The following is a 12,206-nucleotide window of genomic DNA, read 5'->3' as shown; positions in this document are numbered from 1 at the left end:
AACGCAAGTCCCGACTGCGTTAAGGTGAGAGCATGGATGAGCAGGGGCGGGCCAAGCGGCCCGGCGGGCGCAGCGCCCGGGTCCGCGCGGCGGTGCATCAGGCCGTTACCGAGCTGGTCAGGGAGCGCGGCTACGGAAACTTCACGGTCGGCGACATCGCGGCCCGCGCGGGCGTGGCCGACACCAGCCTCTATCGCCGCTGGGGCAACCTTCAGGCCCTGCTCAGCGATGTCCTGCTGGCCCGGCTCAACGCGCAGTCGCCGATGCCCGACACCGGCAGCCTGGCCGGCGACCTGCGGACCCACGCCGCCAACGTGGCCCGCGAGGTCACCGGGCCCGACGGCCTGGCGCTGGTGCGGCTGACCCTCGCGCTGTCCGGCGAGGGCCAGCAGGGTCTTCAGGCGCGCGACGAGCTTCTGGCCGACCGCACCAGCCAGTTGCAGGCGGTGCTCGACCGCGCCCGCGACCGCGGCGAGGACCCGCCTGACGTGCTGGAGGTGCTGGACCATCTCCTGGCGCCGATCTACATGCGCGTCCTGTTCGGCGCGGGCCCGCTCACCCCTGAATACCTCGACGGGTTGGTCGACCGGTTGCTCGCCTGATCCGGTCCGTCGCGCCGTGGAACGGCGAGCCAGGAGCAATGCGTGAACCTCGTGCACCCCCCGACTGCCGACCTGCACGAGCACTACCGGCAACTCCGTTCCACCCACCCATGGCTCGACGTGAGCATGTGCTGGACCGTCGTGGTCCCGGACGACGGACAGGCGCTCCCTTTGAACCAGCTCGCCGCCCGGCTCGGCGGAGACGTCCGGTGTCCGCCGATTGGTGCGGGTCCGCCGCCATGCTCGTGGAGGGCGACCACCTCGGATCGTCCCCCGTAGTGCTCCGGCGGCTCAGCCAGGGGGCCCGGGCCTGCAGACCGTAAGACCGTGCCGGCATCGGCAACGGCCTGAGCTGCAGACGACTGGCAAGCCGCCATGCTCGCGGTCATCGATCAGACCACAGGAGCAGGCGGGTGGTGGGGAGATCAAAGACATATGATGGATAAATGCGGCTCTGGAGGCGGCACCCAACCCAGAATCACGTCATTGCTGAACATATGCAGAAGTTCTTTCGCAGCGTGCACCAAGGCGACCAACCGGAACAAGTGGCGAAAAAGTACGCAGCCTACTTCTGGGACCGGGACGCGGACACGTTGCGAGACATGGGATCACTCGCCAAACATGAGTTCGACGTGAGCCTAGGCTTCAAACAAGCCGACCTCGCTGCCGTCACGAAGCGTGTCTCGCTCATTTCCGACACCCTCCTTCTTGCGGATGGCATGGGTGGGACGTATCACGAGATCGGACAGACCGGAATCCACTGGGACGACCCGGGGAGACGCTCAGGCAGCAAACCGCAGCTCCCGCCCGGGACGCCGGCCGACTTACCGGCATCGATGATGCATATGGCGGCCGTCCGTGAGCCTCGTGAAGACTGGAGGGAGGACAACTTCGGCATCAGAACGCTCGATCTGGCGCAGCTCGGAACTTGGATCCTCGAGGCCCAACCTCTTCTGCAAGCCGGGCTGACCTGGTACCTGCCCAACTACTGCCTTCGCACGCAGCAGGTGAAGAAGGGACGCCCTGTACAAAGGACCAGGTCGATCCGTGAAGCTCGGGCGGTTGACTTTCTGCTCAAAGGGCGGCGTGGTATCGAGGCCTCGGGCGAAGAGCCCGTCAAAAGCCGACTCGTCCGACCGATCTTAGACATCAAGCTGCCCTATATCGACGGCGTAGGTCTTCGGGACTTCAGTAAAATCACTGTCGAGGAGTTCGGGTCCTACGACCGTTTCCGCACTTACCTGCGCGGGAAGTTTCTCCAGCTCGACGAGGCCCAAGACGCCGTTCAGGCCGAACTGGCCCTGACGCGGATCGGTGTGGAGATCCGGGAGCAGATTCAAGAATGCCAGGCCGAAATGGCCAAGATCCAAAGGACCAGAGCCCTTGCCGCGACCGGCGCCGTACTCGGGACGACGGGAGCGACCCTCACTGCGGTGTACGGTCCAGCCTTGACCGCCGCGCTTGGAGTCCTAGGCGCCACCGGTGGAATTTGGAGCATTGTCCAAGCGATCAGCCAGAACAGTGTCCGGACAGTTCGCGATGGCAGGTGGTACTACATCTGGACCCTCGATCAAGCGTTTGAACAGAAACGCGCGAAAGGCTACACCCGCAATCATCCAAAGCGCTCGAAGAGGCGGCGTTAGGGTCGCGGCCTGCGCCGTCCTCGCGCGAGCCTCTCCTTCCCGACGACAACCGCCGCCCGCAGGCTCCCCAGCCCCGTGGAAGCCGCCGACGGCGAGTCGGTCGCTGAGGCCGCCCGGACGCTCAAGATCGGCCGCTCTGCGGCGTACGAAGCCTCGGCTCAATGCTGACCTGTGGGGGAAGATCGGTCGCGTCCGGAGGCGCGTACGGCAAGGGGCCTGGAGCGGGGGTGGAAGCCGTTGAATTCGTGGCAGGGCGGGGTTCCCGGCGCCGCGCCGGAGCCCGTCCTGCTCTCGGCTTGGGCGACGACTGCGCCCAGGGGAACAGGTCGTCGAGGGTGGGTGGCGCTCCATGGCTGACGAATGGGCTCGGCGGCGCCCTGTCGCCGGGGACGGGGCGCTTCGCCCCTGAACATGAGGTGGCCGACGGCGGTGCTCAACCGGAGATGGGAGTCTCGGTGGTGTAGAGGAAGCGGGTCCGGGAGCGGTCGAGGAACTTCTCCTCGTCCTCGGCGACGGTGGTGGTGTAGGTGTCGGAGGTGAACCAGCGGGCCGCGTCGGCGATGTCGTCGACCCACACCTCGGCCACGCCGTCGTAGGCGGCGGTGCTGATGCCGGGGATCCCGTCCTCGATGGGCAGTAGCTGGACGTAGCGCCGGACCGGGACCTTCCCGCCGGGCAGGCTCAGAACCAGCGGGGTGTGCTTCTGCGTCCAGTAGTCCACGAACTGCTCGTGGGTGAGGTCGGCCCGGCGGGTCAGGAACACGCTGATCTTGATCACGAGGTCTCCTTGGGATCGGAATTCACTTGCCTGGGCAACTCACAACCTATGCCGCAGTGACTTGCCCAGGCAAGTGATCGCAGTTGCCTGGGCAAGTAAGATGGATCACATGGACGAACCGTCGACGTGGCTCGACACCGAGCAGCAAGAGCTCTGGCAGGACCTTCTCACCGTCGTGATCGCACTGCCTGCGGCCCTGGATCGTCAGCTGCAGCGCGACGCGGGCATGTCGAACTTCGAGTACGGCGTGCTCGCCCGGCTGTCGATGGCGCAGGAGGACACCATGCGGCTCAGCGAGTTGGCCCGCGCCTGCGACAGCACCCTCCCCCGGCTGTCGAAGCTGATGGACCGCTTCGAGGCGCGGGAGTGGATCGTTCGTCGAGTCGACCCGAGCGACGGTCGCTACACCCTGGCCACGCTGACCGACGGTGGTCGGCGGCAACTGGCCGACAGCGCGCCGGGGCATGTCGCGGAGGTGCGCCGGCTCGTGTTCGACCCTCTGACCGCCGTGCAACGCCGCCACCTCGGCGCGGCGCTTTCCAGGGTCGCCGACACCCTGCGGCGGGGGACAGGCTGTGGCCCCACCGGATGAGTGCGCTCACCACCCATTCGGCGTCCGCGAGCGACGCGCTCATGCCTTCTTGGTGGGGGAGCCGCCCTGCTCTTGCCAGGGCGTGGCCGCAGGCCGATCCTGGAGCGGGGGACGAATCATGTCTCGACACACAGCATCCGTAGCCGCCACCTGCGTCCTGATCGGCGGCCTGATCTCGGGCTGCGACCAGAGCGACTGCGCCCCGAAGGCGATCGCCGGCGTCTACGAGTCCTATTCGCCCATCGTCCTCGCCGTCCTGCCTGAGGTGGTGCCGAAGACGATCCCGGGGATCGCGGTCAGTCTCGGCCTGTTCGCGGCGGACGCGCTGGCCCGATACCTCATCGAGCACGCGGTCCCGAAGGACAGGACGTGGCTGCTGATCGAGCAGACGCTCCACGGGAAGCAGCGGACGAGCGTGTTCGAGCTCGGCACCGATCACGAGCTCAAGGTCAGCGTGAACGGCGCGCAGCTCAAGCACGTGGACCTCTACGTCAAGGAGCGGCAGATCAAGGTGATCATTCCGCGCGGCACCGCGGCGGAGGTCTCCGTCACCGACGCCGGGAACGGCGACGAGGTCGCGCTGCGCGGCACCGTTCCCGGCGACCTGGACGGCTCCCTCGACCTCGACACCGGCCACACCTTGCCGGACGACTCGCCCGGAGCCCGCGCGGGGGACGTCCACATCGAGACGTTCGGCTTCAACGTAGGGCCGAAACTGGTCAACGGGGCAACGGCCGCGCGGTTCGCCGGGACCGGCCGGCCGACGCTGCACGCCTGCATGTCCATGCCCGCCACGGCCTGGGCGGGCGAGTTCCAGGACTGGCAGCCAGGAACCGCGGACAGCTCCTGGTGCGTCAGGACCAACGCCGGGCACTACGGCCTCGCCGTCCCGAAGCAGACAGGCGTCTTCTGGATCGGCGACGCCGCGGATGTCAGTGCCGTCTCCTACCTGCTCTGGGCCCAGCCCGGCCTACCCGCGGCCGCTGCCACCGCCGTCCCCGGAGCGCGGATCGACGGGTGCTGACGCGTGCACGAGCACACGCCGGCGGCCACCGCCCGACGAGGGAGCCCGCTTCCCGCTTCTGCGCTCATGTGAGGCTGAGCGGGGCCGGTTCCACGTCGAGTTCCCGCATCGCCTCGGCGTAGAGCCGGTAGCGTCTGCGGGCCTCGCCGTGGCGGCGAGCTTTGGTCAACGTTCGAACCAGGTCCAGGTGGGCCGCCTCGTCGTAGGCGTCCCGCTCGAGCAGCCGAAGCAGGTAGCGAACCGCTCTGTCGGGGTCGTCGGCCTCCTCCGCGAGTGAGGCCAGTTCGCGAAGCAGGGCCTGGTGTACGGCGCGAGCCTCCTCACGAAGAGGCTCCAGCCACTCGGCGTAAGGAGAGTCCTCGCAGACGTCCCCGGTGTAGCGAGCTTCAGCCGCGACAAGGAGGTCCTCATCTTCGGAGGCGAGCGCCTCGGCGGCAGCGGAGAGGAACTCCTCGACATCGGTACGGAGCCCGACCAGCTGGATGCTGTACTTGTCGGCGCGAACGAACTCCCCGGGGCCGAACTTCCGTTGCGGATCCAGGACCGAGCGCACGGTGGACAGAGCGACCGAGAGCCGGTTGGAGCAGGACGCGGGCTCCTCGCCCGGCCAAAGGATCTCCATCGCGGCTTCCCGGGCGACAGTGCGGCCGCGTTGGCACGCCAGCCAGGTCAGCAGGTCGCGCGCCTTGCGGGACTGCCATTCGACAGCGCTGCCGCGGCGGCTGAGCCGTACTCCACCCAGCATGCAGAACCGTACAGCGTCATGGTCGAGGAGCGTGATCCCGCGGAGCAGGCCGGCGCCGGAGCTGTGCGGCCCGCGGATGCCGACGCGGCGGAGCTCCTGCTCCGCCTCGTCGAGGCCGGAGCCGTTGAGCCGCGCCCGGGCGAAAGCGTTACGCGCGATGTCCACAGGACTGCCGATCTGTGCCCAGATCTCCGCTGCGGACGCCAGCAGGTCTGCTCGCTCACCGGGGGAGTCGGCCACAGTGAAGGCCGACAATTCCAGGGCCGCCGCGATCTTGGCCCGGTCACGGCGGCTGACGGCCGCCTCGTGGGCGGATCGGGCGTAGGCGGCGGCTTTGGTGCGGTCGCCGGTCTCCGCCCAGACCCAGCCGGCGGCCAGGAGCGCGTCCACCCGGCTGGAGCCGCCGCCTGCCGCGACCGCGCGTTCGGCTAGCTGTACGGCCAGCGCCGGATCGTCGACCGCGTGGACACAGGCCAGTCCGGCCAGGGCTGTCTGAGTCAGATGGGCGTTCTGGAGTTGTTCGGCATGCTTCAGGGAGTTCTCGAAGCTGATTCGGGCATGCATCAGCTCTCCGCGCTCCAGATAGACCTTGCCGAGCCCCGTCAGTGGGTGGCCGAGCTTGTCGCTGCCCACCCGGCTGAAGATGTCGCGTGCCCGTTGGTAGTCGGCCAGGGCTTCGTCGAGTCTGCCCAGGCCCATGAGTGCATCGGCGCGGTTGTGCAGGGCGATCGCGGTCTGGACGGGGTCGCCGACCAGGTCCGCTCGCCGTGCCGACAGGTCGCAGTCGGCGATGGCCTCTTCGTAGCGGGCCTCCTCCGTGCGGCTCGCGGCGCGGTTGGCCAGGACGCGGGCGGACAACAACAGGTCTCCTGCGCTCTCCGCGAGGGCGAGGGCGAGGGCGCTGTGCCGTTCGCTTCCGGCCCCGTCGCCGGCGTCGTGGGTGACCATGGCCAGCGCGGTGTGGGCGCAGGCGGCGGCGCGTTCGTCCTGGCAGAGGGTGGCCATCGCCAGGGCTTGTTCGGCCAGCTGGGTCGCCTCCGCGCTCTCGCCGACCAACCAGCGGGCGCTGGCGGACCAGGCCAGCAACATCGCCCGGTCGGAGGAGCTCGAGGAGGACAGCGGAAACGCCGAGCCGTCGAAGCCGCCGGCCAGCTCGAACGTCGACAACGCCGCCTTGTAGTCCCCCCGCTGGTAATAGATCATCCCCATCCGCCAAGCCACCGCGGGGTCAGTGGCGTCGACATGGTGAAGGCACTCCAGCGCGCCGGCCCAGTCCCCCTGAACCTGGCGTGCCTGGCCCTCGGCCAGATCCACGGCACACGTCCGCGACTTCTCCGGCACGGCGCCGCAAGCCCGAACGAGCTCAGCCGCGTGCCCCTTGGCAAGCAGCGATGCACCCCACCTTTCGATCATGGCCACCCGATGGCCGGGCTCGTCGCAAACCGCCAGCGCCTCCCGGATGTACCCATGCGACTCATACCAATGGGCCGCCGCCGGCATCCGGCCGACGTCACCCATGAACTCCCGGACCAAGGTCGACACCACATAACCCTGATCGCAGGGCGTGATCAGGATGTGCTGAGCGGCCAGGGCGCGGAGCTCCTCGCGGGAGACGGCGACCCCCAGCGCCTGGCACAGCTCGACAGTGAACCACGGCAGTCGAGCGGTCGCGCGGAGGAATTCCTCATGCTCGTCCTTCACCACCTCCTCGACCAGATAGTCGAACAGCGGCGTGGCAGCGATCCGCTTGGCACGGTCCGACAAGGGCAGGCCGCTCAGCCAGCTCAGCGTGAGCCGTACGGCGACCGGCCACCCCTTGGTGAGCTCGTGAACCTCCTCCGCCAGGTCATCCGACCCCAGAACGATCGAGGAGAGTGAGCGGGTCTCGGCAGGAGTGAAGGCCAGCTGTTCCGCCGACACCTGGAAGACATGGCCCAGGCCACGCAGGCGCTGGATCGGGAAGGGCACGGCGGAGCGTGAGATCAACACCAGGTGAAGGTCGTCGCCGCCGTGGTGACAGAACTCTTCGAGCAGGCGCGCCCCAGGGGTGCCCGGCTCGATCCGCTCCACCTCGTCGATGACGAGGATGGTCGGCCTGGAGACGGCGGCGGCCAGCTCGGTGGCGAGTCCGGCGGAGCGGACCCACCCGGCCGGCGCGCCCAGGGCCTCGCAGATCTCTTCGATCAATGTGGCGTCGTCAGCCCAGGTCAGCCACACCACCGGATGATCAGGCCGGGCCCGCGTCCAGCCGCGTACGGACGAGGTCTTACCGCCGCCCGGGCCCGCGGTCACCACGGTGAGCCGGTGCCGCGGGATCTGATCGAACAGGGCGGTGAGTCGCGCCCGTGGCAGCAGAGGCTCGGTCGCCGTCACAGCGAGAAGTATCTGCCGGGCCGGACTTCAAGGCAACCGAGGATTCATTTCCACCGTCCGGCCCGATCTTCTCTTGGTCGAACGCTCCGGCTACGACTCGGGCGCGCCCGCCGTCAGCCGTTCGACGGTCTTCCAGAGGTCGGCTTCGCGCCGGGGGGCGTAGGACTCCTCCGACGAGCGGCTCACGCGGTTGCGGTCGACGTAGGAACCGGTCGGCGCCCGGAGCGTGCCGAGGACGACGTCGGCGAGGTGGCGGCCGGCGGTGCCGGGGCTCGTGGCGAAGGAGGTGAGGATCATCAGGGGCATGATGCGCCGCATCGCGAACCGGGAGAGAGGATCGGCGTCGCGGGCCAGGCCGGTGCCGGGCACGAACCCCGGGTTGTAGGCCACGACGTCGATCCCGGACGGCAGGCGGCGCGCGTACTCGTGAACCAGGTAGATCACGGCCAGCTTGCTCGTCGAGTACGCGGTGCGCCCGCCGGCCGCGGTGTGCGGCTTGGCGAAGGCGCCCGTACGGGCGAGAGCGTCCGGGGACTTCCAGATCGGCCCCGGCACCATGCCCAGGTTGTGCCTGAGGTCGCCGAAGTGGGTGTCACTTGAAGTGATCACGATCCGGGCGGGGGCGGCGAAACGGTCCTGGAGCAGGCGTACGAACAGATGGTTGGCGAGCACGTTGACCGTGAAGGTGGACTCCAGCCCCTCCGGCCCCTCGGTCAGCGCATTGGTGTACTGAATGCCGGCGTTCCCCACGAAGCCGCGCAGTGGCGGCAGGTCACCGCGGTCGAGCCGGTCGCGGATCTCGATGGCGGCCGCGCGGACGCTGTCCAGCGAGCCGAGGTCCGCCTGGACGTGCGAGACCGGGTGCCCGCCCGAGGAGAGCTCCGCGGCGAGCCGCGCGCCGGAGGACGGGCGGGCGACGACGAGGAGATGCGCCTCCGGTGACCGGCGCAGGATGTGCCGGGCGGCGACGCGGCCGATGCCGCGGCTCGCGCCCGTCATCACAATGGTGTGTTTCATACCAGTTCCTTCGCTGTCGCACCGGTGGCGCCCGCCTCGGGCGCAGGTCCACGTTCGTCTCAAGCGCCGCCACCGGCCAGTGCACCGTCCGTCACCAGGACCGGCAGTACCCAGGCTCGTTCGTCGTCGTGCGGCGAGAATGGGTCCATGGCTGCCTCCCGCTCTGACTTCGCCGCGCTCTTGCGCGCCTGGCGTGACCGCCTCTCCCCGGCCGACGCCGGCTTCACGGCGACGGGCGGCCGTCGCGCGCCGGGACTGCGCCGCGAGGAGCTGGCCCAGCTGGCGGGGCTGTCCGTCGACTACGTTCTGCGGCTGGAACAGGCCCGCGCCAGGAACCCCTCGGCCCAGGTCGTCGGCGCTCTCTCGCGCGCCCTTCAGCTCGCCCGCGCCGAGCGCGACCAGCTCTACCGCAGCGCCGGGCTTCTGCCGCCGCAGGACGGGACCGTCGACACCCACGTGCCCCCGGGCATCCAACGGCTCGTCTCGCGCCTCGGCGATGTCCCGATCGGCGTGTTCGCCGCGGACTGGACCCTGGTGTGGTGGAACACCATGTGGAGCGCCCTGCACGGCGACCCCGCCGCCCTCCCGGCCGCCGAACGCAACCTCGCCCGTGCGCTCTTCGGCAACGGCGCCGCGAGCGCCTCGATGCTTCCCGTCCGGTCGGAACGCGGACCGGACGCCTTCGCGGCCTCGATCGTCGCCGACCTCAAGGACGCGGTCTCCCGCTATCCCACCGACGCCCGGCTCGATCGTCTCGTACGAGAACTACGCGAGACGTCCGGCGCCTTCGCTCATCACTGGGCCGCGCAGACGACTGGCGCCCCGCATGCGACCGACGCGAAGACCATCCGGCACCCGCAGGTCGGCGACATCCTGCTCGACTGCGACGTCCTCATCGTTCCCGGCGCCGACCTGCGCATGGTCACCTACACGGCGGCGACCGGAAGCACCGAGGACGGAAAGCTCGACCTTCTCCGCGTCACGGGAGGCCGCGCCTGATGCCCAGAGTTAATCTACAAAGTAAAGGGCTTCGGCCTGAAGAAATCACACCCTGTAAGCAATTCGGCACGGGCTTCGCCCGTACTCACTCACCAAAACCAAAAATGGCGTCGCCTGAAGGCCGCTGAGCATGCCTCGTCCAGTCGGGCTAAGAAAATCGGTTCACCCGAAAGCGGGAGCGGCAGCCCGGCTCTGGCGGCGGGCCTGATTGGCCGCTGCTCTGTCCAATTTGTCCAAGCTTGGATCTTGTGAGCAAGTGCGGGCTACAGTGTCGACGGCCAGCAGTCAATGGCAGTAAGGGCTGGCCGAAACCTGAGGAGAAGACGAATGCGAAGAACGTGGCCAATGGCGTTGGTGGCACTCGCCGCTGTCGTCATGGGCGGCGCGACGCCGGCGAGTGGTGACGCCGTTGATCCGGCAACAAAGGCAACGGCGGCAACGGTGGCAAAAGCTGCGGTCTGTGGAAGCTCGTCGCTGGACGGCCCCACCACGCCGCCCGCCGGCGCGGTGGTCGTGCCCGCGGGCGACAACAGCGGCGTGGACTTACGCAAGGCGAACACCACGTACTACTTCGAGACCGGCACGCACACGCTGGAGCCTGCCCAATACGCCCAGATCCTGCCCGGCGAGAACGCGACGTTCATCGGTGCGCCCGGTGCGGTGCTGGACGGGAAGGGGGTGAACCAGTACGCGTTCGGCGATTCGGCGACCGGGGTCACCATCCGGTATCTGACCGTCACCGGGTTCGTCGCGCCGCAGGAGGAGGCTGTGGTCAACCACAGTGCTGCCGACGACTGGGTTCTGGAGCACAACACGTTCCGTGACAATTCCGGTGCGGCGCTGATGGCGGGGGCGAGGAACCAGATTCGTGGCAACTGCATCAAGGACAACGGCCAGCTCGGTCTGAACGCGTCCCAGCACGGCGATCACATCACCGGTCTGGTGGTGGCGGACAATGAGGTGACCGGCAACAACACCGATGACTGGGAACACCAGGGTCAGGGGTGCGGATGTACCGGTGGCCTGAAGTTCTGGGCGGTGAACGGTGCCGACGTGACCGGCAACTGGGTGCATCACAATCACGGGCCGGGGATCTGGGCGGACACCAACAACAACGACTTTCTCATCGAGAACAACCTCATCGAGGACAACGAGTCGATCGGGATCTTCTACGAGATCAGTTACAACGCGGTGATCCGTGACAACATCCTCCGTCGCAACACCTGGAAGGCCGGTGCCGAGCGGGCGGCGAAGGGGGACTCGTTCCCCGATGGGGCGATCTACCTGTCGGAGGCGGACGGTGAGCCGCGCATCCCGGCGCGGACCGGCAAGATCGAGGTCACCGGTAACCTGCTCGAGAACAACTGGGGCGGGATCACCGCGTGGGCGAACGCCGACCGGTTCTGCGGCAGCACGGCCTCGACCACCAGCGACTGCACGTTGATCGTCGGGCCGGCCAACACTTCGAAGTGTTCGGCGCCCGCCATCAAGGACGAGCCGCTTTACACCGACTGCCGCTGGTGGACGAAGAATCTCGACATCCATCACAACACGTTCTCCTTCGACCCCGGTGTCGTCGGCGGTGGTTGTTCGACGCAGTACTGCGGGCAGATGAGTCTGTTGTCCAATTGGGGTACGGCGCATCCGGAGTGGTCCCCGTACCTGGGGGAGAAGATCGAGAAGTCGATCGTCTACGAGTCGAACAATTCCTGGCACGACAACATCTACACGGGTCCGTGGCAGTTTCGGATCTACGACATGGGCAGGCGGGTCACGGCTGCAGAGTGGGTCGGTCCCCAGTACGGGCAGGACGCCGGCAGCACGTTCGACGGCAGGTCGCCGGAGACTCCGCCGATCACCGAGCAGGATTTCGAGGACGTCTCGACGGCGCCTTACTCGGCGTGGTACGGGTCCAGCGTGGCGCACGAGACCGGCGACGCGCACGGCGGTACGGGTTCGCTGCAGCTGGCCAGCACGGAGGGGTCGGGCAGCGCGGTGGCGCTCGACAGGTACCCCGGGTACAGCGGTGTGATCGCTGGTAAGAGCTATCGGGTGTCGCTGTGGTATCGGGAGGCGGTGGCCGCCATGCCTACTGTCTCGTGGAACGTGCGCTGGCGCGACGAGGGCGGTGTGGTGCTGCGTACCGACGCCGTCCCTCTGGTTCAGAAGACGGCTTGGACCGAGGCGGCCGGTACGTTCATCGCGCCGGCGGGCGCGACCCGCGTCGATTGGACGTTCGTCTGGAGCGCCCCGGCCGGGTCTGCGTTCCGGATCGATGACGTGGCGATGCGTGGTGCGGAAGCGTAGAAGGACGCGGAGGCTCCTCTGCTGGGGGCCTTGTCCCGGAAGGGTGCGTGAAGCACCCGCTCTGCGGCCCCCGTAAGTGGTCGTAGCAGGTCAGGGGTCCGGTTCTGGGCTTCGGGAGCCGGGCCC

At 68.3% G+C, this 12,206-nt stretch carries 9 protein-coding genes; 6 read left to right on the top strand and 3 right to left on the bottom strand.

The annotated features are described in order from the left end of the window. The first annotated feature begins 32 nt into the window (after positions 1-32). Together ABZ459_RS36585 and ABZ459_RS36580 are read left to right on the top strand one after the other, a co-directional pair. Positions 33-602: a TetR/AcrR family transcriptional regulator gene (locus tag ABZ459_RS36585; RefSeq protein ID WP_357980316.1), complete on the top strand. Its 570-nt coding sequence runs from the start codon at positions 33-35 to the stop codon at positions 600-602. Between the two features lie 446 nt (positions 603-1,048). Beyond that, a complete protein-coding gene (locus ABZ459_RS36580) occupies positions 1,049-2,245 on the top strand; it encodes a hypothetical protein (protein WP_357980313.1) in 1,197 nt (398 codons plus the stop codon). Positions 2,246-2,678: 433 nt separating this feature from the next. Here the strand turns inward: ABZ459_RS36580 and ABZ459_RS36575 are convergent, their stop codons facing one another. After that, complete coding sequence (locus ABZ459_RS36575) at positions 2,679-3,023, bottom strand: EthD domain-containing protein (RefSeq protein WP_357980309.1); 345 nt, start codon at positions 3,021-3,023, stop codon at positions 2,679-2,681. 109 nt (positions 3,024-3,132) lie between these two features. Here ABZ459_RS36575 and ABZ459_RS36570 point away from each other — a divergent pair, with 109 nt between their 5' ends. Both ABZ459_RS36570 and ABZ459_RS36565 read left to right on the top strand, forming a co-directional pair. Beyond that, positions 3,133-3,615, top strand: coding sequence for a MarR family transcriptional regulator (locus tag ABZ459_RS36570; RefSeq protein WP_357980306.1), 483 nt, complete (start codon positions 3,133-3,135; stop codon positions 3,613-3,615). 118 nt (positions 3,616-3,733) lie between these two features. Next, complete coding sequence (locus ABZ459_RS36565) at positions 3,734-4,639, top strand: hypothetical protein (protein WP_357980303.1); 906 nt, start codon at positions 3,734-3,736, stop codon at positions 4,637-4,639. Positions 4,640-4,703: 64 nt separating this feature from the next. On the opposite strand, the gene ABZ459_RS36560 is transcribed toward ABZ459_RS36565, so the two are convergent. Together ABZ459_RS36560 and ABZ459_RS36555 are read right to left on the bottom strand one after the other, a co-directional pair. After that, positions 4,704-7,757 (bottom strand): tetratricopeptide repeat protein, encoded by a 3,054-nt coding sequence (locus tag ABZ459_RS36560; protein WP_357980301.1) that lies wholly within the window; start codon positions 7,755-7,757, stop codon positions 4,704-4,706. Positions 7,758-7,847: 90 nt separating this feature from the next. Continuing rightward, positions 7,848-8,774: an SDR family NAD(P)-dependent oxidoreductase gene (locus ABZ459_RS36555; RefSeq protein WP_357980298.1), complete on the bottom strand. Its 927-nt coding sequence runs from the start codon at positions 8,772-8,774 to the stop codon at positions 7,848-7,850. A gap of 147 nt (positions 8,775-8,921) precedes the next feature. Between ABZ459_RS36555 and ABZ459_RS36550 the strand changes: the two genes are divergently transcribed. After that, the gene (locus ABZ459_RS36550) at positions 8,922-9,773 is read left to right on the top strand and encodes a helix-turn-helix transcriptional regulator (RefSeq protein ID WP_357980295.1); all 852 of its coding nucleotides are present in this window, start codon (positions 8,922-8,924) and stop codon (positions 9,771-9,773) included. Between the two features lie 345 nt (positions 9,774-10,118). Further along, positions 10,119-12,080, top strand: a complete 1,962-nt coding sequence (locus tag ABZ459_RS36545; protein WP_357980293.1) for a right-handed parallel beta-helix repeat-containing protein — start codon at positions 10,119-10,121, stop codon at positions 12,078-12,080. Positions 12,081-12,206 lie beyond the last annotated feature (126 nt).

Source organism: Nonomuraea sp. NPDC005692 (assembly GCF_040631115.1).
Lineage (GTDB): Bacteria > Actinomycetota > Actinomycetes > Streptosporangiales > Streptosporangiaceae > Nonomuraea.
This window is presented reverse-complemented; position numbering and strand designations above follow the sequence as displayed.